Source organism: Fertoeibacter niger, assembly GCF_009380135.2.
In the GTDB taxonomy this organism is placed as follows: Bacteria; Pseudomonadota; Alphaproteobacteria; order Rhodobacterales; family Rhodobacteraceae; genus Fertoeibacter; species Fertoeibacter niger.
This window is the reverse complement of sequence record NZ_WHUT02000013.1, coordinates 49,008-71,653: the sequence shown is the minus strand read 5'-3', so window position 1 is coordinate 71,653 and position 22,646 is coordinate 49,008. Positions and strand designations below refer to the sequence as shown.

Sequence of the window (22,646 nt, the reverse complement as noted above, 5' to 3'; positions counted from 1 at the left end):
CCGGCGGTCATTCGCTGGCGGGCAGCTTAGGCCAGCCGATTTCCAGCACAAAACCCTTTTCCGTCTGCGGCGTGGCGATGCGCGCACCATGCCGCGCGGCGATGGCCCTGACCAGCGCCAGCCCAAGGCCGTGGCCGCGCACCCCCCTGTCGCGTTCCGCCCGCACGAAACGCTCGAACGCGGCGTCGCGGATGGCATCGGGCAGGCCCGGCCCGGTATCGGCCAGCCGCATCTGGTGGCGGTCAGCACCGGGGGCCAGCGTCAGGCTGATGCTTTCGCCGGGAGGGGTAAACTTGATGGCGTTGTCCAGCAAATTGGCCAGCAGTTGCGCGATCAGGTTGCGGTCGCCCAGCACCATCAGGCCGGGGGTCAGGGTGGCGGCGGTGGTCAGCCCCTTGTCCTCGGCCAGCGGTTCATAAAGCTCCCACATCTCGGCAGCCACCGCCGACAGATCCACCGGCACCAGCCCGCCGCCGGTGCCCTGATCGGCCTCGGCCCGGCTGATATCCAGCAGGCTGTCGAAAATGCGGATCGTGCCGCGCATCTCGGTGCGCAGCTCGTCGGCCACGGCCTGCCCCTCGATCCGGTCAAGTTTCTGCATCATGCGGTTCAGGGGGGTGCGCAATTCATGCGCAATCGTGTCCGACAGGCGGTGCGTGGCGCGGTTCAGGTTCTGGATACGGTCCAGCATGCCATGCACATGGGTTTCCAGCAGGCCGAATTCATCGGGTGCGCGTGGGCCGGGCAGTCGCGCCTCCAGCGCGCCCCCCGCCACCCGGTCGGCCAGCGCGTTGATGCGCCCGATGCGCCCCATCACCGACCGGGCCGCCAGCCAGCCCACCCCCGCCCCCGCCGCCAGCATTGCCAGCGTCAGCCCCGCGATGCCCCGGCGCAGCGCGGCCAGCGTCTGTTCCACCGGGTCAAGTGACCGCGCCACCAGCAGCGGAAAGCCCCCGGGCAGCACGCGCGCCACGCCGGTCCAGCGTCGCCCGCCATCGGTGAATTCCTGCGTTTCGGTGGCGGCAAAGCCCTCGCCCAGTGGCGGCAGACCTGCGGGCCAGTCGGCGCGCGTGCCCGCCAGCACCCCGCCCTGCCGGTCCATCAGCAGCAGCATCTCATCCCCGGTGCGCGCGGCGGCGCGATAGTCGATGGCCTGCCGCAGCGCGATGATGCGGCGCTGTTCATACAGTGCCGCCAGCCCGTCAAGATCGGCGGCCAGCAGGGCCTGCTGTGCCGTGGCAAGGCGCGCGGCCACCAGCCGGTATTGCAGCCCCATCCCCAGAACCGACAGCGCCGTGATCGCCAGCGCGATGAACGCGGCCAGCCGCAGCGTGGCCCGCGCCTGCAAGGGGGCACGGCGGGCGGGCCTGCCCGTCACATCCCGGTTCCGGTCAGCGGCGCAAAGACGTAGCCCTCGCCCCGCGCGGTCTGGATCACCGGGCGGCCCGCCGCCCCTTCCAGCTTGCGGCGCAAGCGGCCCACATGCACATCGACCACATTGGTCTGAGGGTCGAAATGCAGGTTCCAGACCTTTTCCAGCAGTTGCATGCGCGTCACCACCTGCCCGGCATTGCGGGCAAAAAAGGTGATCAGGTCAAACTCCTTGGGCGACAGGGCCACATGGCGGCGCTGCACATGCACCGTGCGCGCCTTCAGCCGGATTTCCAGATCGCCGAAGGCCATCAGGTCATTGTCCAGCACCTGCATGCTGTCGCGGCGCAGCAGGGCACGCAGGCGGGCGCGCAACTCGTCCGGCTCGAAAGGCTTTGCAAGATAATCATCGGCCCCCTTTTCCAGACCCTCCACCCGGTTCGCGGCGCGGCCCAGTGCCGACAGCACAAGGATCAGCGCGGTGGACCCCGCCGCGCGGATGCTGGCGATGGCCTGCACCCCGTCGCCCCCCGGCAGCATGCGGTCAAACACGATCACCGCAAAGTCGCCGCTGGTGGCCGCGGCCACACCCTCGGCATAGGTGGTGGCCAATGTGGCGGTGCAGCCCAGCCCTTCGGCCATCGCGGCCACAGCCGCGGCGGTTTCGGAATCGTCCTCGACGATCAGGATACGTTTTTGTTCTGTCATGATTTCCCCCGCGCCAGTGTCAGAAAACCACGACCGCGGGGTCAAGCACATTCGCATTGCCCAGCGGCCGCAAAGGGCCGGTCTTGGCCCAGGGATCAACCAGCAGATGCACCGTGGCCCCACTTTCGCGCTGCACCAGCAGCAACACCGGGGCGGTAATGTCAAAGGCCCGCAACCCTGCCAGATCCAGCACCTGCCCGTTCAGCGCCAGAATGCGGTCGCCCATCGCCAGGCCGGCCCATAACGCGGGGCTATTGTCGGTCACATCCGCCACCACCCCCCCTTCGGACAGGCGCAGGCCCAGGCTTTCCAGCCGGTAGCTGGTCACACGCTGGGCCACCGCCCCCGACAGATCGCGCAGCAGCGTCACAGGGGTGGCGGGGTCTTCCAGCCCCAGCGACAGCGACATTTCCGCGCCCGCCCGCCAGAGTGTCAGGGCCACCGCGCCCCGTGCCATCGCAGCCTCGATGGCAAAGGCCAGATCGCCCGCCCCCGCCAGCCCCGCACCATCCGCCGCCAGCATCACATCGCCCGCCAGCAGCCCCGCCTGATCGGCCAAACCCTGCGCCAGCACCTCATCCACCAACAGGCCCCCCGTCACACCCAGCGCCGCCGCAATCTGCCGCGTTACCGGGCGCAGGCGCAGGCCAAGCTGCGGCACCGGCAACAGGCTTTCATCCACCAACCCCGGCACGATCCGCGAAAGGTCAGCGCCGGTTATGCCAAAGCTGATGCCGATGTAATGGCGCGACCCGTCGGCGATGCGGCTGTTCATGCCCACCAACCGCCCCGCGCCGTCCAGCAGCGGCCCGCCGGATGACCCGGGGTTCACCGCCGCATCGTGCTGGATCAGGCGCAGCGGCACCTGCGGCTCCACCTGCCGCGCCACGGCCGACACGACGCCACGCGTCACCGAAAACCCCAGTTCCAGCGGCGCACCCAGCGCCCAGACATCCGCCCCCAGCGCCGGGGCGGGGCCGGGCTGCAACCCCGCCCCCCCCGGTGCGACCGCCAGCACCGCCACATCGCGCACCGGATCACGCGCGATGACAAGGGCCACCTGCTCGGCGCCTGTCGTGTCGCGCAAGCGCACCGCGTCGGCGGCCCCCACCACATGCGCATTGGTCACGGCCACCTGCCCGTCGCCCCACAGAAAGGCCGAGCCCAGAAACCGGTCGTCATTCCCCGCGCTGTGCACCGTGAACACGCTGGCCATGGCCCTTTCCAGCGCATCGCTGCCCATCTCCGCAGCCTGGGCCACGCTGGCCACCGCAAGACAGGCCAGCAGGCACAATGCCAGCAGCAGTTCGGCAATCGGGCGCAGCAGCGGTAGGTGAATTCGAGGGGCGGGGCGCATGACATTCCTTTTCCATTGCCTGACCAGATGTTAGCAGCCGACCCCGAAAGGTTCACATGACAAAGACCGTCATCGGAAAATCTTGCATTTACAGAATGCCCGGCCGCTTTCTATCCTTGCTGCAATGATATTCCGCAAAGGACCATTGCCATGCGCATTGCCACGCTGCTGCTTGCCACATCGGGGGCGGCCCTGCTTGCCGCCACGCCGCTGCGCGCCGAAAACCTCACGCCGGTGCAGACCGCTGCCCTTTCGGCGCGGGTCTATGACGCGGGCGTCGCGGCCAAAGACCCCCTGCTGATCCTGGCTGCTGCAAAGCTGCGCAAACAGATCGCCCCCACGACGACCGACCGCGCACCCGATGGCGGGACAGTGGCCGAAGATACCCCGCTGGGGTGGGAAGACATGCTGGCCAGCGCCGAAACCCTTGCCGCCGATGATGACACCCTGCTGGGCCTGATCGCCGATCTGCGGGTGGAAACCACCAAGGGCGTGGTGGCGGGCCCGGTCTACAATATCGCGGCCCTTGGCAATGGCGGCACCGACACCTACCCGCCCATCGACTTCAAGGGCGGCGAATATGCCGAAGTGTATGTCGAGGCCAAGGCCGCCACCGACCTGAACCTGTTGGTGCTGGATGCGCAGGGCCGCCTTGTCTGCTCTGACACCGACCGCTCGCATATCGCCTATTGCGGCTGGCGGCCCGCCGACGCCGGCGCCTTCACCTTCAAGGTGGAAAACAAGGGGCCAACCGATGCCAGCTATGCCCTGATGACAAACTGAAAGGGATCACCATGCGCCGCCTGCTGCTCTCCTCCGCCCTTGCCCTTCTGGCCCTGCCCGCCCTTTCCCTAACGGCACTCGCGCGCGAAAACCATGCGCTGCTGATCGGGGCCAGCACCTATGAAAACCTTGAGGAACGCTTCTGGCTGAAAGGCCCGGCCAATGATGTGGCGCTGGTGGAAAGCTATCTGACCACTTCCGCCCCGGTGCCGTTTGACATCGGCAATGTCACCGTGCTGGCCGATGGCGTGCCGGGCAAACAGGCCCCCACGCTGGCCGCGATCCGCGCCGCCTTTGCCGATCTGACCGTCCGCGTGCAACCCGGCGATTTCGTCTACCTGCATTTTTCCGGCCATGGCAGCCAGGCCCCCGCCGCCGACCCCGACAGCGAGCTTGACGGCCTGGACGAACTGTTCCTGCCGGTGGATGTCGGGCCATGGTCCGACGAGATCGGCGCGGTGGAAAATGCGCTGGTCGATGACGAGATCGGCCAGATGATCGACGCTTTGCGCGCCAAAGGGGCCGATGTCTGGGCGGTGTTTGACAGCTGCCATTCCGGCACCGTCACCCGCGCCGCCCCCTCGGGCGATGACGAGGTGCGCACGCGGCAACTGCCCCCCGAGGCGCTGGGCCTGACCGAAGAGGCGATGAATGTGACCACCCGCGCCCTGCCCGACCCGCGGGCACAGGCCGAGGCCCCTTTCGATGCGGGGGAAGGCGAGGGCAGCCTGGTGGCCTTTTTCGCCGCCCAGACCAACGAGGTGACACCGGAAAAGAACCTGCCCAAGGGCAAGGCGGGGCGCAAGCCGCAGGGCGTGTTCACCTATGCGCTGTTCGAAACGCTGGCCGCCCACCCAGGCGCGACCTACCGCCAGATCGGGCAAGAGGTGCTGCGCAACTACGCCGTGCGCAACCTTGCCACCGCGACCCCGCTGTTCGAGGGCGATCTGGACGGCGTGGCCTTTGCCGGCACCGCCGCCCCCCGTGTGGCGCAATGGCCCGCCGTGGCCGGTCCCGATGGCCTGACGCTGAACGCAGGCACCTTGCACGGGCTGGCCGAGGGCAGCCTGCTGGCCGTCATGGCCTCGGCGGCGGATGCGACCGAAGCGGCGCTTGGCTATGTCACCGTCGCCCGCGCCGATACGTTCACCGCCACGGCCACGCCAACCGACCATGCAGGCAAAACCCTGCCCCCCGATCTTGCAGGCGATCTGCCGCGCGGCCTGACCCTGCGCAAGATCGGCAATGATCTGGATTTCACCCTGACGGTTGCCCTGCCCGAACCCGGCACACCGGCCGCCGATGCCCTGCTGGCGGCGCTGAAATCCGCCCCCGCCGACAGCGGCCAACGCCTGCGCCTTGTTCCCGCAGGCGCCGAGGCTGACCTGCGCCTTGCCGTGATCCCCGGCGCGCCGCGCCCTGATGCGGTCTATGTCCTGCCCGCCACCGGGCTGGCCGAAAACCTTGAACGCACTCCCTCGATCTCCACCGCCGACAAGGATCCCGAAACGCTGGCCCTCACCGTCACCGACACGCTGGCACAAATGGCGCGCGCGCTGAACGTGCTGAAACTGGGCGCGAATGTGGGCGGCGATGCGCTGGACGTGTCGGTCGATCTGCTGACGCGAAACCCCGAAGACAAGACCCTGCGCGGCCTGCCCACGGCCCGTGTGCCCCGGCTGATCCCCGATGACGAGGTGCATGTGGAGGCCACGAACAACACCACCGGCCCGGTCGATGTGAACGTGCTCTATGTCGGGTCGGATTATTCGATCACCCATATGTTCGCGGGCCGCCTGCAGGCGGGCGACACGTTGAAACAGGGCCTCTTGCGCATCACCGATGCCGCCTATGGCCGCGACCGCGTGGTGCTGGTGATGACCCCGGCCCAGCCGCAATCGGCGGTCGAGGATCTGGCCTTTCTGGAACAGGATGCCGTCAGTCTGTTGCGCGATGTCAGCGCCGGCATTGCACCACCGCGCACCGGCCTGAACGCCGCCCTGTTCGAGGCGGGCTTTGGCGAAACCACCCGCGCCGCCGTCAGCCTGAGCGAGGACGTTGCCACCGGCCCCGGCCCGGCGATCCTGCAATTCGATCTCGATACCGTGCCCGCTGACTGAAGCCCGCCACGCCCCGGCTTCTTGCTGGCCCAAATATCCCCCGCGGAGCGCGGCAACGCTGAACCCGCGCATCCCGGCCCGCAGAATGACGCGCAAAAATCTTCCAAGATTTTTCAAGAATTTTTCAAAAAATTCTTGGCGATCATCCTGCGGGCCGGTTCACCCTGTCAGCCCAGCACCTCCGCCACCGCAACCGCGCGCCGCTCATCCACCGATTTCAGCGCCGCCTCGGCCAGTGCCAGTGCCAGAAGCCCGTCCTCGCCCGAGGGTGCCGCAGCAGCTTTGCCCCGCACCGCCGCGATGAAGGCGGCGATTTCTGCGGCATAGGCCTCGGTATAGCGGGTCATGAAGAAGTCATGCAGCGGCGGACGGGTATAGCCCTTGGCCGTCGCGACCTCGACCGATACCGGGCGCTGGTTTTCGGCGGCCACCGACCCCAGCGCGCCATGCACCTCGACCCGCTGGTCATAGCCATAGGTGGCACGGCGCGAGTTGGAGATGGTGCAATGCTTGCCGGTGGCCGTGGTCAGCATCACCGACACGCTGTCATAATCCCCTGCCACACCAATCGCCGGATCGGTCAGCACCGAGGCCACCGCAGAAACCGTCGCCACCTCTTCGCCCAGCATGAAACGCGCCATGTCGAAATCATGGATCGTCATGTCGCGGAAGATGCCGCCCGACCGCGCGATATACTCGACCGGCGGTGCGCCGGGGTCGCGGCTGATGATCGTGACCATTTCCACAGCACCGATGGTGCCCGCGTCGATCTCGGCGCGCACTGCGGCGAAATGCGGGTCGAACCGGCGGTTGAAGCCGACCATCAGCGTGGCCCCGGTGTCGCGCACCACGGCAAGGCAGGATTTCACCCGCTCAAGGCTCAGGTCGATGGGCTTTTCGCAGAAAATCGCCTTGCCGGCCCTGGCAAAGGCCTCGATCAGGTCGGCATGCGTATCTGTGGGGGTGCAGATCACCACGGCGTCAATGTCGGACGCCGCCAGAATATCGTCGACACTGCGCACCGCGCAGCCGTATTGCGCCGCCACCGCCAGCGCCGCGGCGGGAAAGGCATCGGCCACCGCCACAAGCTGCGCATTGGCGTCGCTGGTGATCGCCCTGGCATGCACCTTGCCGATGCGCCCCGCGCCCAGAAGCCCGAACCTTGTTGTCATCATTCCCTCGAAAGTCATCGGCCAAAGGCCTTGGTTGCGTCTATTCCGGGTAGGCCCCGGCCACGTTCTGATCGAAATCCACCACCGCGCCGGTCATCACGCCCGATCCGGCCCCCAGCATATAGCTGGCCAGCCCCGCCACATGAACCGGCTTCACCAGCATGCCCATCGGGGCCCTGTCCTCTGCCGCCGCCAGCCAGCCATCTGCGGCACCATGATACCTGCGCTGCACCTCATCCTCGCCGGGCGTGTCCATCCAGCCGCAGTTGATGGCATTGACGCGGATCTTGTGCCCCCGCAACGCCTGCGCCGCATTCTTGGTCACATTGGCCAGCGCCGCCTTGCTGGCCGAATAGGGGGCCAGAAAACTCTGCCCGCAATGCACGACCATCGACAATATGTTCACCGCCGCGGCCGGATGCCCGCCTGCAATGGCCAGTTGCGCGAAACGTTGCAGCGCAAAGAACGGCCCCCGGGCGTTCACATTCATCAGCCGGTCCCATTCGTCCGGCGTGGCCGTCAGGATCGAGCCCCGGTCGGTGCCCGCCGCCGCATTCACCAGCGCCGTCACCCGGCCAAAGCGCGCCGCCGTGCGGTCAATCAGCGCGATGGCATCGGCGGGCTGGCCCATGTCGGCGGGCAGAAAGCGCACATCCGCCCCGGTGGCGCGCAAGGTTTCCGCCGCCGCCTCGCCCTTTGACACGGCGCGCCCCGCGATGATGATCTGGCCGCAGCCCTCGGCGATCAGCCGTTCGGCGATGGCATAACCCAGCCCCTGCGTGCCGCCGGTGATCACGGCCACCGTTTTGTCATGCACGGGCACCCTCGCCCCCCTTTACCCCTGTGATATAGCTGACAATATCATTGCCATCCGTCTCCTCGCGCCGCAGCGAGGCCACGATGCGGCCCCGGCGGAAAACCACGATCCGGTCCACCAGATCGAATACTTGCCGCAGGTTGTGGCTGATCAGGATCAGCGGCACGCCGCGCGCCTTCAGCCCCCGGATGATGTTTTCCACCTGGCCCGTCTCTTGCACCCCCAAAGCCGCCGTGGGTTCATCCATGATGATCAGCTTTGACGCAAAGGCCGCCGCCCGCGCAATGGCCACGCATTGCCGCTGCCCGCCCGACATGTTGCGGATCGGGTTCGACAGGTTGGGGATGCGCACCGCCGTGGTATCCAGCGCCTTTTGCGTGGCCACCCGCATCGCCTTGCGGTCGAGGATGGAAAACGGCCCCAGATTGAACTTTATGATCTCGCGGCCCAGATACAGGTTCGACGGCACGTCAAGATCATCGGCCAGCGCCAGGTTCTGGAACACCGTCTCGATCCCGCTTTCGCGCGCCTCCAGCGGGCCTGCGAAATTCACCGCCTGCCCGTCGAAAAACACCTCGCCCGCCGTGCGCTGCTCCACCGCCGTGATCTGGCGCACGAAGGTGGATTTGCCCGCCCCGTTGTCGCCCACCACGGCGATATGCTCGCCCCGCCGCAGGGTGAAATTGGCATCCTCCAGCGCATGCACGCCGCCGTAACGCTTTGTCAGACCACGGGTTTCAAGAATGATATCGCTCATTGTCACACCATCCGCGCCCGGCGCTTCTGCCGCGCCACATCGGCCACCACGGCCACCACGATGATCACGCCCTTGATCATCTCCTGATAATAGGCGTCGATCCTGAGAAAGGTGAAACCCGATATGATCACGCCGAAGATCAGCATGCCCAGCGCCGTGCCCAGGATCGAGCCGCGCCCGCCCGCCAGAGACACCCCGCCGATCACCGCCATGGCGATGGCGTCAAGCTCGTACATCACACCCATGCCCGCCTGCGCCGTCAGGTTCTTGGATGACAGGATCAGCGCTGCCGTTCCCGCCAGCATGCCCGCGATGGCATAGACCATCACCAGATGCCGTTCGACCTTGATGCCCGAAATCCGCGCCGCCTCGGCGTTTGAGCCGATGGCATAGGTGTGCTTGCCGTAAAGCGTGTAGTTCAGCGCCAGATGGAACAGCACGGCGATCACGATGAACAGCAGCACCGGGTTAAGCCCCGCGCCGATGGCGGCATAGCTGTCGGTGGGGAAGGATACCGGCTGCCCCTTGGTATACCATTTCGAGATGCCGCGCGCGGCCACCATCATCCCCAAAGTGGCGATAAAGGGCGGGATCTTGGTATAGGCGATCAGCGCGCCATTCGCCGCCCCCGCCAGCAGCCCGCACAGCAAGGCCACCGCAATGGGCACGATCACCGGCAGGTCGGTCAGCGCCGGATAGACAGCGCGGGCATTGTCCGACACTTGGGCGAAACTCATGGCGATCATGGCCGTGGCCCCCACCACCGACCCGGATGACAGGTCGATGCCGCCGGTGATGATCACCTGCGTGACCCCCACGGCGATGATGCCCACGATGGACACCTGAAGGATGATGATCTGCAACCGTTGCAGGTTGAAGACGAAACTCTGCCCGATGAAGATCCAGCCCAGAACCTCGAACACCAGTGCGATGCCCAGAAGGCCAAGGAAGACGTTCATTTCAGGTGGCCGTGCGGGCCGGCCGGCTGTGGCGGTGACGGTGGCCGTCATGCGTGGTGCCCCTTTTCGCGGATCATCTGCCCTGCCACATGGCAGGACGAAAAAGGGGCAGCGGCAGGCGCCGCCCCTTGCTGTCGCATTCACCCGTGGGGGTGGATCAGTTCTTGGCCATGAAATCGGCCATGTTGGCCGGTGTCACCAGCTGGAACGGGATATAGACCTTCTGTTCCACCGCCTCGCCCCGGGCCAGTTTCAGCGCGGCATCCAGCGCGCCCTGCCCCTGCCCTGCGGCATCCTGGAACACGGTCACGTCCAGATCGCCCGCCGCCATCGCCGCCAGCGCATCCTGCGTCGCATCCACGCCGCCCACAACGACCGAGGCCATGTCGATGCCCGCCGCCTTCATCGACTGGATGGCGCCGATGGCGCTTTCGTCGTTGTTGGCGATGACCGCATCAAAGGCCACGCCCGAGGACAGCCAGTTGGTCATCAGGTTGGCCGCCTGGTCGCGGTTCCAGTTCGAGGTCTGCTGGTCCACGATCTTCATGAAGGCGCAATCCGGCGTTGCGATGACATCATGGATGTCCTGCGTGCGCACCACGGCGGCCTGGTTCGACAATTCGCCCATGATCACCAGAATGTTGGCCTCGGTCTTGCCCGCCTCTTTCAGCAGGCGGCAGACCTCCAGCGTTTCCAGAGTGCCGCTGTCCTTTTCGTTCGACGCAACGAATGCCTGGTTGTCGGGCAGGCTGTCCACGTTCACCGGCTCGCGGTTCACATAGACCAGCGGCACGCCCGCCGCCGCCGCCGCATCCGAAATCGCCTGCGTGGCCGAGGTATCGACCGGGTTCACCACAATCGCATCGACGCCCGACGCGATGAAGTTCTTCACCTGGTCCAGTTGCTTGCCCACGTCATTGCCCGCATCCTCGACCTGCACATCCACGCCCTCAAGCGTGCCTGCATAGTCGGTCATGCCGTTGCGCAGCACGGTCAGAAAGTTGTCGTCAAACAGCGCCATAGACACGCCGATGTTTTCCGCCATGGCAGTCGTCGAAAGCAGCGACGCAAAGCCTGCGGCGATAAGGGTCTTTTTCATGATCTCTCCTCCACTGTGGTGCCCGGCTCACCTTGCTCTCCCCGCCGGACCGCCCTTGCGGGCGGGTATCCGCACCGTCAGGCGCCCTTGGCGGCCAGCCCGTCGGTGATGAATTCCATGGATTCGCGCAGCGCAGGCCCGGCGTCGTCCAGCGCATGCACCGCAGCCGCGAATGGCTCAAAGCTGATGGGGCCGGCGTAGCCCGCATCCCGCAGCGCCGCGATCTGCGCCACATTGCCCAGCCGGTCGTGGCGATCGACCAGAACCCGGTGGCCGTCACGCATGTCAGCCACCGAAATGCCGGGGTCGGTGACGCCCGACACATGCACAATGCCGGTATGCGCGGGGAATACTGGCCCGCCGCCCGCAAGATGATGGTGGAACGTGTCATGCACCATCGCATAAGTATCTGCCGCGCCAAGGCTTTCGATCACATCCACCAGTTCGGACTTGTAGCGCAGGCTGCACACCTCAAACCCCAGCGGTTCCACCATCCCGCGCAGGCCATGGCCGCGCAGCATCGGCAGCAGTTCGCGCAGCGCCGTGGTCATCGCGGCCTTGCGCGCCACCTCACCCGTATCCACCCCGTCATTGCGCGGGATCAGGCTGACCGCCTCGGCCCCTGCCGTAACGGCAATCTGCATCAGCGCGGCGGCCTCGGCCCGTTTGGCGTCGGACCAGTCGTTGAACATCTTCACTTCGGCCAAGGCCAGAAACCGCAGGCCGCGCGCCCGGCAGGCCACCCCGACCACCGACGGATCAGCGCCCTGAAACAGCGCGCCGGGCAGGTCGTTGCGAAACTCCACCCCCATGCAGCCAAGGCGGGCGGAGAGGTCAAGAAACGCCTCCCACCCCAAACGCGGCGCGGCCATGTGGTTCAAGGCGAAAGGCGGCATGAAACAGAATCCCCCCTGCGGCATCGCTCGCCGCGTTATGGAATTGATATTCTATTTTTGCATCATTTCAACTGAAAAATTCCAATTCATGCACCGACACGCTCTTCGCCCTGCCGGGCATCATCGCGCGGCCCGGCGATGCATGCCGCAAAGGCTTGACCAGCGGCGCGGATCCGGCGCGGCTACAGCGATTCCGCCACATGCAGGTCGGGGGCCAGAAAGTGCTGCACCCCGCCCGGCCACGCACCGTCGCGCACGGCCGAGGCCATCAGCGCCACCAGATCGCGGCACAGCTTTTCCAGCGGCGTGTCAATCACCAGCGTGACCACGCCCTCGGCCAGCCCGGCCCGCGAATCGGGGGTCAGGGCCGACACGACCAGCGCCACCCCGCCCGCCCCGGCCCCGCCTGCCCCGACCTCGCCCGCCCCAACCTCACGCAGCGCGGCAATGGCCCCCTCCATCCCGCCACCGGCCACATAGATGCCGCGCAGATCTGGGTGCCGCGCCAGCAGGGCCAGCACCGCCTCATAGGTCAGTTGCCGGGTTTCAAGGTTCACCACCGTATCCAGCACCGCCAGATGCGGCGCGCATTCGCGCAAATGGCTGCGAAAGCCGGTTTCGCGCAGCTCATGCCCGTGCCAGCGGTGGCCACCCACGAACACCGCCATCTTGCCCGGCTCACGCGCCGCAAGACCCATCATCCAGCCCGCCGTGCGCCCGACCTTCAGGTTGTTCAGCCCCAGATAGCCTGTCCGCACCCCTTGAGCGAAATCCGACAGCAGCGAAAACACCGCCAGCCCCTGCGCTGTCACCGCCTCGACCGCCGCTGTCACCTCGGGGTGGTTCACCGCCGTCGCCGCCAGCACATCGCAGCGCCCGGCCATCGCGCGCAACAAACCGGCCATGTCTGCGGGTGACTGGCTGGCCGAAAACTCCAGCACCAGCCGCCCGCGCACCCCCTGCGCCGCCGCCACGGCACGCGCCAGTTCCTCGGCAAAGGCGCGGTAGAAATCCTGCCCCTGTTTGTGCAGCACCACGCCAAAACGCAGTTCGGGCAGATCGGGCCCCATCCTTTGCGCGATCAGGCGGCTGGCGTGAAAGCCTAGCCGTTCCGCCGCCGCCTGAACGCGCAGAGCCGTTTCACCGCGTACCCCTTCGCGCCCGTTCAACAGGCGGTCCACCGTGGCGACCGACACCCCGGCCTCCCGTGCCAGATCGGCGATGCGCGGGCGTTTCATGGCGGTCCTTTCTGATGCTTTTTCGTCAGAACTTCTGCCGCATGATGATGGTTTTTGCCGCATTCCACCAGCCCCCGATTGGCCGATGCCTGCACAGCCCCTATCCTGCCCCCAGGACGGAGGATCCCCATGACCCGAGATTACAGCCTGCTGGGCCCCGATGCCCGCCGCGCCATTGAGTCCGGCCTAGCCGCCGCTGCGTGGTATCACACCGACGTGCCCCGCAAGGAGATGAAGGCGCTGATGCAGCGCAGCGACGGCCCCGCGATCCGCGATACCGTGATCCTGTTCGCGGCGATGGTGGGGTTCGCGGGGCTTGGCATATGGCTTTGGCCCTCGCCGTGGTCGGCGCCGTTCTGGCTGGCGTATGGTGTGCTTTACGGCTCGGCGATGGACTCACGCTGGCACGAATGCGGCCATGGCACCGCGTTCAAGACACCCTGGATGAACAACGCCCTTTATGGCGTGGCCTGCTTCATGATCGTGCGCAACCCGGTCACATGGCGGTGGAGCCATACGCGCCACCACACCGACACCTATATCGTGGGCCGCGACCCCGAGATTGCCATCATGCGCCCGCCTGCGTTTCTCAAGGTGATCGGCAATTTCCTTGGCATTTTCGATGCCTGGAACGGCTGGTCACGCATGCTGCTGAACGCCACGGGCCGCATCCACCCGGAAGAGGCCGATTATGTTCCCGCATCCGAACAGCCAAAGGTCATCCGCATCGCCCGGATCTGGACGGCGATCTATGCCGCGACCATCGCCCTGGCCCTTGCCATGGGGTCGATCCTGCCCTTGATGGTGATCGGGCTGCCCCGCCTTTATGGCGCATGGCACCATGTGATGACGGGCCTGTTGCAGCACGGCGGGCTGGCTGACAATGTGAACGACCACCGGCTGAACTCGCGCACCGTTTATATTAACCCGGTCAGCCGGTTCATCTACTGGAACATGAACTACCATGTCGAACACCACATGTTCCCGATGGTGCCCTATCACGCGCTGCCGCGCCTGCATGCGCTGATCAGGCACGACCTGCCCGCGCCGTCACCGTCGATCCCGGCAGCGTTCCGCGAGATGTGGCCCGCCCTGCGCCGCCAACTTGCGAACGAGGATTATTACCTCAAGCGCGCCCTGCCCGCGACCGCCCGCCCCTACCGCGATGATTTCCACTCTGCCGCCCTTGGCGCCGCTGCTGAATGAGGATTGCCATGACCCACTGGATTGACGCCTGCGCCACCGATGACATCGACGAAGAAGACCTGATCCGTTTCGACCATGGCGGGGCCAGCTATGCCATCTATCATTCCCCCGACGGGCAGTTCTATGCCACCGCAGGCCATTGCACCCATGAACAGGTGCATCTGGCCGACGGGCTGGTGATGGGCCATCTGATTGAGTGCCCGAAGCACAACGGCCAGTTCGACTACCGCACCGGCGAGGCGAAACGCACCCCGGTTTGCATCGCGCTGAAAACCTACCCGGTCAAGGTCGAGGGCGACCGCGTGCTGATCGGCCTTGGCGCATGACCCGGCTGACCGTGGCCGACCTGCGCGCCCGGCGCGGCTCCCGGCCCCTGGCCATGCTGCGGGTGGAAACGCTGGACGAGGCGGCGGCGGCGGATGCAGCGGGCATCGACATGCTGTCGGTGCCGCCCGACATGATCGAAAACCCCCGCTTCCGGCAGGTGGCACCGAGGGTCTTTGCCATTCCAGGGGTGAATTACTATGAAATCGGCACCGCTGACGACGTGCTCCGCTGGGCGTTCCGCATGATGAAGGCCGGGGCGGATGCGGTCTATTCCGCCTCTAGCCTTGCCACGACGCGGCTCTTGGCCGATCACGGCATTCCGGTTTGCGGCCATGTCGGGCTGATCCCGTCAAAGGCGACATGGACCGGCGGTTTTCGCGCCGTGGGCAAGACACTGGAAAGCGCGCAACGGGTCTGGCAGCAGATCGTGGCGCTGGAGGATGCAGGGGCCTTTGCGGCAGAGATCGAAGTGGTGCCGCAGAAGGTTGCGGATCTGATCGCGGCGCGCAGCTCGCTGTTCCTGATCGGCATGGGCGCGGGGGCGGGCTGCGACGCGCAGTATCTGTTTGCCGATGATGTGCTGGGCCAGACCAGTGGCCATGTGCCGCGCCATGCAAAAGTCTACCGCAACTTCGCCGCCGAACATGCGCGGTTGCAGGCCGAACGGGTGGCTGCCTTTCGGGAATACGCAAGCGATGTGGGCGATGGCAGCTACCCGGCGGCGCAGCATGTGGTGGATTGCCCGCCGGACACAGTGGCGGCGTTTCAGGACTGGCTGGACCGGCAGGCGTAGCGGCCCTGGGCAGACGCCGGGGGGTTTCACCCCCCCGGACCCCCCGTGGGATATTTAGAGACAGAAAATGCAAGGAGACGCGTCGGGATACAGCGGAAAGCTGTCGTGCATGTCAGACTGCAACTTCGACCGCGATGCCGCGTTCTTCGGCCCGCGAAAGGGCCACCGCTGCCACTGCCAGATCCTGCAGGGCCACGCCGGTGCCGTCGAAGATCGTGATCTCGTCCGGCACATGCCGCCCCGGTTGCGCGCCCGTGATCACGGCGCCCAGGGGCGTGATGTCTGCGGCGGCCAGCAGCCCGGCGGCCACAGCATGTTGCGCCTCGCCGATGCTGACCGATTGCGCCACCTCGTCGGTGAACACCCGCGCCCGGCCCAGTATCGCCGCCGCCACCTCTTGCTTGCCCGCCGTGTCGGTGCCCATGCAGGCCAGATGCGTGCCGCGCCGGATATGGCCATCCTCCAGAATGGCGGCAAAGCTGGAGGTGATGGTGATGATCACATCGGCCTCGGACCCCAGTTCCTCCAGCGAAACCGCCTGAAACGGCAGGCCCAGCTCTGCGGCCACCGCCCCCAGGCGCGGCAGCATGTCGGGGTGCAGGTTCCAGGCCACCACCCGGTCGAATGTCCGCACCCTTGCGGCGGCGCGCAACTGGAACGCCGCCTGATGCCCTGCCCCCACTATGCCCAGCACCCGCGCATCAGCCCGCGCCAGATGGGCGATCGACAGGGCCGAGGCGGCGGCGGTGCGCAGCGCGGTCAGCAGGTTGCCACCCACCATGGCGCGGGGCTGGCCGGTGTCGGGATCGAACAGGAACACGCTGGACTGGTGGTTGGTCATCCCGCGTTCGGCATTGCCGGGGAAATAGCCCCCCGCCTTGACCCCCAGCACCGCGCCCGCCCGGTCGATGCCTGACTTGAAGCCGTAAAGCCGCCCCCCGCCCAGCGCCTCGCGCACCACGGGGAAATTGCCCGCCTCGCCACGTGCCATGGCGGCAAAGACCTGTTCCACCGCCGCGTAGGCATCGGCGGGGGTGACGAGTTCGGCGATGCGCGCCTCGGGCACGATTTTCATGGCATTGTCCTTGGGAAGAGAGGGGGCGGGATCGGTTCGGGGAAAGACGGGGGTGCGCAGCCCCCGCAGCCTCAATAGGCCTTGCCGCGCGCCGAGACGGGCCAGACCACCTCGACCTTGCCGCCACGCACGCCCACATACCAGTCATGCACATTGCAGGTAGGGTCACAGTGGCCCGGCACCAGCCGCAGCTTGTCATTCACCCGCAACACGCCCTGCGGGTCGTCGATCACGCCATGCTCATCCGAGCATTTGACATAGGTCACGTCATCGCGGCCAAAGATCACCGGCAGGCCACTGTCCACCGACTGCGCCTTCAGTCCCGCGTCGCAGATCGCGCGGCCCGGTTTCACATGGCTCATCACCGATGTCAGGATGAACAGCGCGTTCTCCCATTCGCCCCGGTCGATGCGCTGGCCGTTCTCGTCCAGGATGCGGCCATAATCGGCATCCATGAAGGCGTAACTGCCGCATTGCAGCTCGTTATACACCCCCGACGCGCCTTCGAAATAGTAGCTGCCGGTGCCGCCACCGCCCACGATGTCGCATTCCAGACCCACGGCCTCCAACGCCTCCACCGCATCGCGCACCTGCGCCACGGCGATGTCGATCTTGGCCTTGCGGTCGGCGAAATGATCCAGATGCTGCATCGCACCCTGATAGGCCTGAAGCCCGGCAAAGCGCAGGCCGGGGGCCGCGGCGATGGCCTGCGCCACGGCGACGACATCCGGCGTCGTCGTCACGCCGCAACGCCCCGCGCCGCAGTCAATCTCCACCAGACATTCGATGTGGGTGCCATGCCGTTGCGCCGCCGCCGACAGATCGGCCACATTGGCCACATCATCCACGCACACAATCGTGCGCGCGCCCAGTTTCGGCAGCCGCGCCAGACGGTCGATCTTGGCCGGGTCGCGCACCTGATTGCTGACCAGCACATCCTTGATGCCGCCGCGCGCGAACACCTCGGCCTCGGACACCTTCTGGCAGCACACCCCGACCGACCCGCCAAGCCGTTCCTGCAACAGCGCCACATCCACCGATTTGTGCATCTTGCCATGCACACGGTGCCGCATGCCCATGGCGCGGGCGCGTTCGCCCATCGCCACCACATTTCGCTCCAGCGCGTCCAGATCGAGGATCAGGCAGGGCGTCTGGATGTCGGCCGCATCCATCCCCGGCAGGGCGGGAATGTCATAGCCGACCTCAAGCCCCTCAAACCTCACGTTCTTGTTCATTGTATCCTCCTCAGCCCTGCATCCAGGGCAGCTTGTCCAGATCGACATTGCCGCCGGTGATGATGACACCGACACGGCGGCCGCGAAACACGTCGGGGTTGTTCAGGATGGTGGCCAGCGGCACGGCGCAGCTGGGCTCGATCACCATCTTCATCCGCGCCCAGGTCAGGCGCATTGCGGCGATGATCTCGGCCTCCGAAGCCGTGAAAATATCGCTGACGTGGTTTTTCACGAAGTGCCACGTCAGATCCTTCAGCGGCACCTTCAGCCCGTCGGCCACCGTATCGGGCGCATCATCGGCGATGATATGGCCCGCGCGGAAACTGCGGGCCGCGTCATCGGCCTGCGCCGGTTCGGCGGCATAAACCTGAACGCCCGGCGCGGTTGATGAAACCGTCAGGCAGGTGCCCGAAATCATCCCGCCGCCGCCGATCGGGGCAATCACCGCATCCAGCCCCGGCACCTGTTCCAGCAATTCGCGCGAACAGGTGGCCTGCCCGGCGATCACGCGCGGGTCATTGTAGGGATGCACGAAATCGGCGCCCGAGGCGGCGACCACCCCGGCAAACACCGCCTCGCGGCTGGAGGTGGAGGGTTCGCATTCCACGATGAACCCGCCATAGCCGCGCACCGCGTCCTTCTTGGCCTGCGGGGCTGTGCGCGGCATCACCACCGTGCAGGGAATGCCGCGTCGCCCGGCGGCATATGACAGCGACAGCGCATGGTTGCCACTGGAATGGGTGGCGACGCCGCGCGCCAGTTGGTCGTCAGCCAGCCCGAATACCGCATTGCTGGCGCCCCGCACCTTGAACGCCCCCGCCTTCTGGAAATTCTCGCATTTGAAGAACAACTCCGCCCCGGTCAGCGCGTTCAGAAAGGCCGAGGTCAGCACCGGCGTGCGGTGGATATAGGGGCGGATGCGGTCATGCGCCGCCAGAACATCGTCGAATGTGGGAATGTCCATGCCTGCCAAGTCCTTCATCGCGTCTCTTTCTTCATTTTCTGTCTCAAAATATCCCGGGGTCCGGGGCAGAGCCCCGGGAACTGCTTCACGCCGCCGCCGCCAGCATGGCCGGCACCGACCCGCGGTAAAACTCCTGCGCCGCCGCCACACCCGAGCCCAGCCGCACCGGCCAGCCCAGATCGGCCATGCACATTTCCGCCGTGGCGAGCCCCGCCAGCACCATCACATCGGTCAGGCTGCCCAGGTGCCCGATGCGGAACACACGGCCCGCCACCTCGCCCAGCCCCACGCCAAAGGCCACACGGTATTTGTCGGCGGCCAGCCGCACCAGATCGGTGCCGTTGCAGCCCTCGGGCACCAGAACCGCCGTGACGGTATCGGAGTATAGGTCGGCAGAGGCGGCGCAGGGCCGCATGCCCCAGGCGGCAACGGCGCGCCGCACACCTTCGGCAAGCCGGTGATGCCGGGCATAGACCGCTTCCAGCCCCTCTTCCTCCAGCATCTCCACCGCTTCGGCCAGGCCGGCGATCAGGCCCACGGCGGGGGTATAGGGATAACCGCCGGCCACATAAGCCTTTGCCATGTCACGGAAATCAAAGAAGGTGCGCGGCAGGGTTGCCGTTTCGATCGCCGCAAGCGCCTTGGGGCTGACGCCCAGAATCGCCAGTCCTGCGGGCAGCATGAAGCCCTTCTGGCTGCCCGCCACCGCCACATCCACCCCCCAGCCCGCCATGTCGAAGGGCATCGACCCGATGGATGACACGCCATCGACAAACAGCAGCGCCGGGTGGCCCGCCGCATCCAGCGCGCGGCGGATGCCCGCAATGTCGCTGCGCACGCCGGTCGCGGTTTCGTTGTGCGTGGCCAGCACCACACGGATGGCGTGGCCGGTATCGGCACGCAGAGCGGCCTCGATCGCGGCCAGCGGTGCGCCCTGTCCCCAGGGTGCCTCGATGACCTGCACGTTCAGGCCATGGCGTTGGCACAGGTCGATCCAGCGGTGGCTGAACATGCCGAACCGCGCCGCCAGCAACGTGTCGCCGGGCGACAGGGTGTTGCTGACCGCCGCCTCCCATCCGCCCGTGCCGGTGGAGGGGAAGATGAACACCTCACCCGCGCCCATGCCCAACACACGTTTCACACCGGCAATGGCGGGTTTGAACACCCGTGCAAAGGCTGGCGAGCGGTGGTCGATGGTCTGCATGTCGCAGGCCTTGCGGATGCGGTCGGGGATATTGGTGGGGCCGGGAATGAACAGCGGATTCTGGGCAGACATGGGCTTTCCTCCGATGACCCGTGATGATGTTGTGATCCTGCGCGCACCACGCGGATTTATCAATTTTTTCGGAATTGTTTTTCACCTTATGAAAAAATGCCGGATTCCCCTTGCAAAACAGGGCGCCGGAGTTTTTCATTGGCCGAAAGTGTTTTTCACGAAATCAGGAAAGTGAAGCTGATGGCCGAATCCCGCCCCCCTGACGGCCAAGCCAGCCCTCGCCCGCGCGGGCGGCCCAAGGCGTTTCACGACACCACGGAACAGAACACCGTGCAGTCGCTGGACCGGGCACTTGGCCTGTTGCGCGTGCTGGCCGACGCGCCGGGGCTGACGCTGTCGGAACTGGCCTCACGCAGCGGGCAAGCCCCTGCAACCGTTTACCGTGCGCTGGCGACCCTGCAGGCGCATGGCATGGCCGAGGTAGAAGAGGCAGGCCAGCTGTGGCACATTGGCGGCGGGGCCTTCCGCATCGGCTCGGCCTTTCTGCGCCGCACGAAGGTGGTTGAACGCGCCCGGCAACCGATGGAGGCGCTGATGCGCGCCACGGGCGAGACCGCCAATCTGGGGGTGGAAAGCGGCGATCAGGTGCTGTTCCTGAGCCAGGTCGAAACGCACGAGGCGATACGCGCCTTTTTCCCGCCGGGCACCAAGGGGCCGATGCATGTGTCGGGCATCGGCAAGGCGCTGCTGGCCTGGTATCCGGCGGAAAAGGTTGCAGGCATCATCGCGCGGCAGGGGTTGGCACGGTTCACCGCGCTGTCGATCACCGATGCGCCGGGGCTGGGGGCCGATCTGGCGCTGACCCGGGGGCGCGGCTATGCCGTGGATGATCAGGAGCGCGCCGAGGGCATGCGCTGCATCGCGGCCCCGGTGTTCAACGCCTATGGCGAGCCGGTGGCGGGGCTGTCGGTGTCAGGCCCCGCGTTCCGCGTCAGCCTAGCCGACGCGGGCCGCATCGGTGCGCTGGTGCGCGATGCGGCAAACCGGGTGACAGAGGCGACGGGTGGCGTGCGGCCCTGACCTGTCACGCGGAAGGGGGGCTTTGGGGCCCCTCGCGGGCCACCGCGCTGGTCTTGCGCGCTGGCCCGCAGCAGCGTTTCAGGCCAGCGAGGCGGCCCGTGCATGCAGGTGCTGGACCAGCCCGGGGTCGAGTTGCAGCCGCGCCGCAAGCATGGCCAGATAGCCCTTTTCGGCGGGCGCTTCGGGGTCAACCACCAGCAGGGACGCGGTATAGACCTCGGCGGCCTCTTCCGGCGTGCGGGCAAGACCGGCCACGCGGCCCACGTCCAGCGGCGCATCCAGTTCGGCGGTGATCAGCGCCTGCGCCTCATCCCCCAGGCCCAGGGTCTGCAACTGCGTGCCGATGCGGCTGCGTTCCATGCTTGTCACATGGCCATCGGCCTTGGCCGCCGCGACCATGGCCTGCACCAGACGGGTGGCCAGATCATCGGCAGCCGCAGCATCGCTGGGCAGAAACGCCGTGCCTTCGGGCGCAGGCAGGGCCATGGGCGTGGCGGGCGCGTCGATCTGCGCCTGTTTGCCCGCCTGCCAATCCTGCCAGGCCTTGTAGGCCAGCCCGCCGATCAGCGCCGCTCCGCCCACCTTCAGCGCCGAACCGGCCAGTTCGCGCGTGTCCTTGCCACCCAGCAGCAAGGCCAGCAAACCGCCCGCCGCAGCGCCCTTGGCCATACCCGACTGGCCATCCCAGACGCCTTTGGCCTTTTGCGCCAGATCGCCCAGCCCGCCGGAAGCGCCGCCCGCCGCACCGCCCCCGGTCAGACCGCCCAGCGCCGCGCCGATACCGCCACCGCTGCCGCTCAGACCGCCCATAAGACCATCCAGCAAGGATTTCGCATTCTTCATGTCCGTCTCCACACCCGGTTGTTGACGCCCGATATGGGGGGCGGTTCGGCGCGGTTCAATCGCGCTTGCGCAATCGCTTCGCCGCTTGCGCGGGCGGGCTTGCGCAATCGCCATGCTGCTTGCGCGGGCGGGCTTGGCGGCAATGCCCCCGCGACAGCGCCATTCCTGCCCTTGCACCCGGCGCGCAATTCGACCCGACAATATTCCGATCAAAAGAATCAGGCTTTACAAACCCAAGTGTTTCAGTCACCTTTATGACAGTCCAAGCCAATCCCATGGGGGATAAGCCCGGAGCCCTTCAAACCGCCGGAGTCCCCATGACACACGCGCTCCCCCTGCCCCGAACCGAACCGCAATCCGACACCGGCCTGACCGAACTTCTGCGGCAGGCCATGGCCGGTTTTCTGCCCTCTGCCGGCCTCAATGCCCTGCTTGACCGGATGGAGCGCAGAGCATGAACGCCATGACCGACCTTTCCGACATGATCGAAACCGGCATTCCGGTGCATGACGCAACCCGCCTGACCGAAGGCGGCACGCAAGCCCGCATCGTGCTGAACGGCCAGATCTACAGCCTGCGCATCACCCGTGCGGGAAAGCTGATCCTGACCAAATGACCCCCGGCAAAGGC

General features: G+C 66.6%; 24 protein-coding genes. 9 read left to right on the top strand and 15 right to left on the bottom strand.

The features are described from left to right. Positions 1-7: 7 nt before the first annotated feature. The 3 genes from GEU84_RS21495 to GEU84_RS17985 are packed head-to-tail and all read right to left on the bottom strand — an operon-like array spanning position 8 to position 3,436. Positions 8-1,378, bottom strand: a complete 1,371-nt coding sequence (locus tag GEU84_RS21495; RefSeq protein ID WP_152828454.1) for an ATP-binding protein — start codon at positions 1,376-1,378, stop codon at positions 8-10. Continuing rightward, the gene (locus tag GEU84_RS17990) at positions 1,375-2,079 is read right to left on the bottom strand and encodes a response regulator transcription factor (protein WP_152828453.1); all 705 of its coding nucleotides are present in this window, start codon (positions 2,077-2,079) and stop codon (positions 1,375-1,377) included. The genes GEU84_RS21495 and GEU84_RS17990 overlap by 4 nt, the downstream gene beginning before the upstream one ends. A gap of 19 nt (positions 2,080-2,098) precedes the next feature. Further along, the gene (locus GEU84_RS17985) at positions 2,099-3,436 is read right to left on the bottom strand and encodes a S1C family serine protease (protein ID WP_152828452.1); all 1,338 of its coding nucleotides are present in this window, start codon (positions 3,434-3,436) and stop codon (positions 2,099-2,101) included. Positions 3,437-3,586: 150 nt separating this feature from the next. Here GEU84_RS17985 and GEU84_RS17980 point away from each other — a divergent pair, with 150 nt between their 5' ends. Beyond that, positions 3,587-4,219: a hypothetical protein gene (locus GEU84_RS17980; protein WP_152828451.1), complete on the top strand. Its 633-nt coding sequence runs from the start codon at positions 3,587-3,589 to the stop codon at positions 4,217-4,219. A gap of 11 nt (positions 4,220-4,230) precedes the next feature. After that, positions 4,231-6,339 (top strand): caspase family protein, encoded by a 2,109-nt coding sequence (locus GEU84_RS17975; protein ID WP_152828450.1) that lies wholly within the window; start codon positions 4,231-4,233, stop codon positions 6,337-6,339. 167 nt (positions 6,340-6,506) lie between these two features. Here the strand turns inward: GEU84_RS17975 and iolG are convergent, their stop codons facing one another. The 7 genes from iolG to GEU84_RS17940 form a co-directional block, all read right to left on the bottom strand. Beyond that, a complete protein-coding gene (gene iolG / locus GEU84_RS17970; RefSeq protein ID WP_152828449.1) occupies positions 6,507-7,511 on the bottom strand; it encodes an inositol 2-dehydrogenase in 1,005 nt (334 codons plus the stop codon). Positions 7,512-7,551: 40 nt separating this feature from the next. Continuing rightward, positions 7,552-8,334 (bottom strand): oxidoreductase, encoded by a 783-nt coding sequence (locus GEU84_RS17965; protein ID WP_174539974.1) that lies wholly within the window; start codon positions 8,332-8,334, stop codon positions 7,552-7,554. Continuing rightward, positions 8,321-9,085 (bottom strand): ATP-binding cassette domain-containing protein, encoded by a 765-nt coding sequence (locus GEU84_RS17960; RefSeq protein WP_152828448.1) that lies wholly within the window; start codon positions 9,083-9,085, stop codon positions 8,321-8,323. The genes GEU84_RS17965 and GEU84_RS17960 overlap by 14 nt, the downstream gene beginning before the upstream one ends. 2 nt (positions 9,086-9,087) lie before the next feature. Continuing rightward, positions 9,088-10,095 carry an ABC transporter permease gene (locus GEU84_RS17955; RefSeq protein WP_152828447.1) on the bottom strand — a complete coding sequence of 336 codons (1,008 nt, stop codon included), beginning with the start codon at positions 10,093-10,095 and terminating at the stop codon, positions 9,088-9,090. Positions 10,096-10,201: 106 nt separating this feature from the next. Beyond that, positions 10,202-11,143 (bottom strand): sugar ABC transporter substrate-binding protein, encoded by a 942-nt coding sequence (locus GEU84_RS17950; RefSeq protein ID WP_152828446.1) that lies wholly within the window; start codon positions 11,141-11,143, stop codon positions 10,202-10,204. Between the two features lie 77 nt (positions 11,144-11,220). Then, on the bottom strand, positions 11,221-12,039 hold the full coding sequence (locus GEU84_RS17945) for a TIM barrel protein (RefSeq protein ID WP_152828445.1): 819 nt from the start codon (positions 12,037-12,039) through the stop codon (positions 11,221-11,223). 182 nt (positions 12,040-12,221) lie between these two features. Beyond that, positions 12,222-13,277, bottom strand: coding sequence for a LacI family DNA-binding transcriptional regulator (locus GEU84_RS17940; protein WP_152828444.1), 1,056 nt, complete (start codon positions 13,275-13,277; stop codon positions 12,222-12,224). A 129-nt stretch (positions 13,278-13,406) separates the two neighbouring features. Here GEU84_RS17940 and GEU84_RS17935 point away from each other — a divergent pair, with 129 nt between their 5' ends. The 3 genes from GEU84_RS17935 to GEU84_RS17925 are packed head-to-tail and all read left to right on the top strand — an operon-like array spanning position 13,407 to position 15,603. Further along, positions 13,407-14,483 (top strand): fatty acid desaturase family protein, encoded by a 1,077-nt coding sequence (locus GEU84_RS17935; protein ID WP_152828443.1) that lies wholly within the window; start codon positions 13,407-13,409, stop codon positions 14,481-14,483. Between the two features lie 8 nt (positions 14,484-14,491). Further along, on the top strand, positions 14,492-14,809 hold the full coding sequence (locus GEU84_RS17930; protein WP_152828442.1) for a MocE family 2Fe-2S type ferredoxin: 318 nt from the start codon (positions 14,492-14,494) through the stop codon (positions 14,807-14,809). Next, positions 14,806-15,603 carry a 3-methyl-2-oxobutanoate hydroxymethyltransferase gene (locus tag GEU84_RS17925; RefSeq protein ID WP_152828441.1) on the top strand — a complete coding sequence of 266 codons (798 nt, stop codon included), beginning with the start codon at positions 14,806-14,808 and terminating at the stop codon, positions 15,601-15,603. Before GEU84_RS17930 ends, GEU84_RS17925 begins: the two co-directional genes overlap by 4 nt. A gap of 112 nt (positions 15,604-15,715) precedes the next feature. Here the strand turns inward: GEU84_RS17925 and bhcD are convergent, their stop codons facing one another. From bhcD to bhcA, 4 genes are all read right to left on the bottom strand, one after another. After that, positions 15,716-16,678, bottom strand: a complete 963-nt coding sequence (bhcD, locus tag GEU84_RS17920) for an iminosuccinate reductase BhcD (protein WP_152828440.1) — start codon at positions 16,676-16,678, stop codon at positions 15,716-15,718. Positions 16,679-16,749: 71 nt separating this feature from the next. After that, positions 16,750-17,913: a 3-hydroxy-D-aspartate aldolase BhcC gene (bhcC, locus tag GEU84_RS17915; RefSeq protein ID WP_152828439.1), complete on the bottom strand. Its 1,164-nt coding sequence runs from the start codon at positions 17,911-17,913 to the stop codon at positions 16,750-16,752. A gap of 10 nt (positions 17,914-17,923) precedes the next feature. After that, a complete protein-coding gene (bhcB, locus tag GEU84_RS17910) occupies positions 17,924-18,895 on the bottom strand; it encodes a beta-hydroxyaspartate dehydratase BhcB (RefSeq protein ID WP_152828438.1) in 972 nt (323 codons plus the stop codon). Between the two features lie 67 nt (positions 18,896-18,962). Beyond that, positions 18,963-20,153, bottom strand: a complete 1,191-nt coding sequence (gene bhcA, locus GEU84_RS17905; RefSeq protein ID WP_152828437.1) for an L-aspartate--glyoxylate aminotransferase BhcA — start codon at positions 20,151-20,153, stop codon at positions 18,963-18,965. Here bhcA and GEU84_RS17900 point away from each other — a divergent pair. Then, the gene (locus GEU84_RS17900; RefSeq protein ID WP_174539973.1) at positions 20,128-20,328 is read left to right on the top strand and encodes a hypothetical protein; all 201 of its coding nucleotides are present in this window, start codon (positions 20,128-20,130) and stop codon (positions 20,326-20,328) included. The genes bhcA and GEU84_RS17900 overlap by 26 nt on opposite strands. 5 nt (positions 20,329-20,333) lie before the next feature. Continuing rightward, positions 20,334-21,173 carry an HTH-type transcriptional regulator BhcR gene (gene bhcR / locus GEU84_RS17895; protein ID WP_152828436.1) on the top strand — a complete coding sequence of 280 codons (840 nt, stop codon included), beginning with the start codon at positions 20,334-20,336 and terminating at the stop codon, positions 21,171-21,173. Positions 21,174-21,251: 78 nt separating this feature from the next. On the opposite strand, the gene GEU84_RS17890 is transcribed toward bhcR, so the two are convergent. Then, positions 21,252-22,016, bottom strand: coding sequence for a tellurite resistance TerB family protein (locus GEU84_RS17890; protein WP_152828435.1), 765 nt, complete (start codon positions 22,014-22,016; stop codon positions 21,252-21,254). A gap of 317 nt (positions 22,017-22,333) precedes the next feature. On the opposite strand from GEU84_RS17890, the gene GEU84_RS17885 reads away from it, so the two are divergent. Together GEU84_RS17885 and hemP are read left to right on the top strand one after the other, a co-directional pair. Then, the gene (locus tag GEU84_RS17885; protein WP_174539972.1) at positions 22,334-22,474 is read left to right on the top strand and encodes a hypothetical protein; all 141 of its coding nucleotides are present in this window, start codon (positions 22,334-22,336) and stop codon (positions 22,472-22,474) included. A 23-nt stretch (positions 22,475-22,497) separates the two neighbouring features. After that, positions 22,498-22,632 (top strand): hemin uptake protein HemP, encoded by a 135-nt coding sequence (gene hemP, locus GEU84_RS17880; protein WP_241427759.1) that lies wholly within the window; start codon positions 22,498-22,500, stop codon positions 22,630-22,632. Positions 22,633-22,646: the final 14 nt, after the last annotated feature.

Coding starts and splice junctions, on each gene's coding strand:
- GEU84_RS17990 (WP_152828453.1), bottom strand. CDS start 2,079: ATGACAGAACAAAAACGTATCCTGATCGTCGAGGACGATTCCGAAACC.
- GEU84_RS17985 (WP_152828452.1), bottom strand. CDS start 3,436: ATGCGCCCCGCCCCTCGAATTCACCTACCGCTGCTGCGCCCGATTGCC.
- GEU84_RS17980 (WP_152828451.1), top strand. CDS start 3,587: ATGCGCATTGCCACGCTGCTGCTTGCCACATCGGGGGCGGCCCTGCTT.
- GEU84_RS17975 (WP_152828450.1), top strand. CDS start 4,231: ATGCGCCGCCTGCTGCTCTCCTCCGCCCTTGCCCTTCTGGCCCTGCCC.
- iolG (WP_152828449.1), bottom strand. CDS start 7,511: ATGACAACAAGGTTCGGGCTTCTGGGCGCGGGGCGCATCGGCAAGGTG.
- GEU84_RS17960 (WP_152828448.1), bottom strand. CDS start 9,085: ATGAGCGATATCATTCTTGAAACCCGTGGTCTGACAAAGCGTTACGGC.
- GEU84_RS17955 (WP_152828447.1), bottom strand. CDS start 10,095: ATGACGGCCACCGTCACCGCCACAGCCGGCCGGCCCGCACGGCCACCT.
- GEU84_RS17950 (WP_152828446.1), bottom strand. CDS start 11,143: ATGAAAAAGACCCTTATCGCCGCAGGCTTTGCGTCGCTGCTTTCGACG.
- GEU84_RS17945 (WP_152828445.1), bottom strand. CDS start 12,039: ATGCCGCCTTTCGCCTTGAACCACATGGCCGCGCCGCGTTTGGGGTGG.
- GEU84_RS17940 (WP_152828444.1), bottom strand. CDS start 13,277: ATGAAACGCCCGCGCATCGCCGATCTGGCACGGGAGGCCGGGGTGTCG.
- GEU84_RS17935 (WP_152828443.1), top strand. CDS start 13,407: ATGACCCGAGATTACAGCCTGCTGGGCCCCGATGCCCGCCGCGCCATT.
- GEU84_RS17930 (WP_152828442.1), top strand. CDS start 14,492: ATGACCCACTGGATTGACGCCTGCGCCACCGATGACATCGACGAAGAA.
- GEU84_RS17925 (WP_152828441.1), top strand. CDS start 14,806: ATGACCCGGCTGACCGTGGCCGACCTGCGCGCCCGGCGCGGCTCCCGG.
- bhcD (WP_152828440.1), bottom strand. CDS start 16,678: ATGAAAATCGTGCCCGAGGCGCGCATCGCCGAACTCGTCACCCCCGCC.
- bhcC (WP_152828439.1), bottom strand. CDS start 17,913: ATGAACAAGAACGTGAGGTTTGAGGGGCTTGAGGTCGGCTATGACATT.
- bhcB (WP_152828438.1), bottom strand. CDS start 18,895: ATGAAGGACTTGGCAGGCATGGACATTCCCACATTCGACGATGTTCTG.
- GEU84_RS17900 (WP_174539973.1), top strand. CDS start 20,128: ATGAACAGCGGATTCTGGGCAGACATGGGCTTTCCTCCGATGACCCGT.
- bhcA (WP_152828437.1), bottom strand. CDS start 20,153: ATGTCTGCCCAGAATCCGCTGTTCATTCCCGGCCCCACCAATATCCCC.
- bhcR (WP_152828436.1), top strand. CDS start 20,334: ATGGCCGAATCCCGCCCCCCTGACGGCCAAGCCAGCCCTCGCCCGCGC.
- GEU84_RS17890 (WP_152828435.1), bottom strand. CDS start 22,016: ATGAAGAATGCGAAATCCTTGCTGGATGGTCTTATGGGCGGTCTGAGC.
- GEU84_RS17885 (WP_174539972.1), top strand. CDS start 22,334: ATGACACACGCGCTCCCCCTGCCCCGAACCGAACCGCAATCCGACACC.
- hemP (WP_241427759.1), top strand. CDS start 22,498: ATGATCGAAACCGGCATTCCGGTGCATGACGCAACCCGCCTGACCGAA.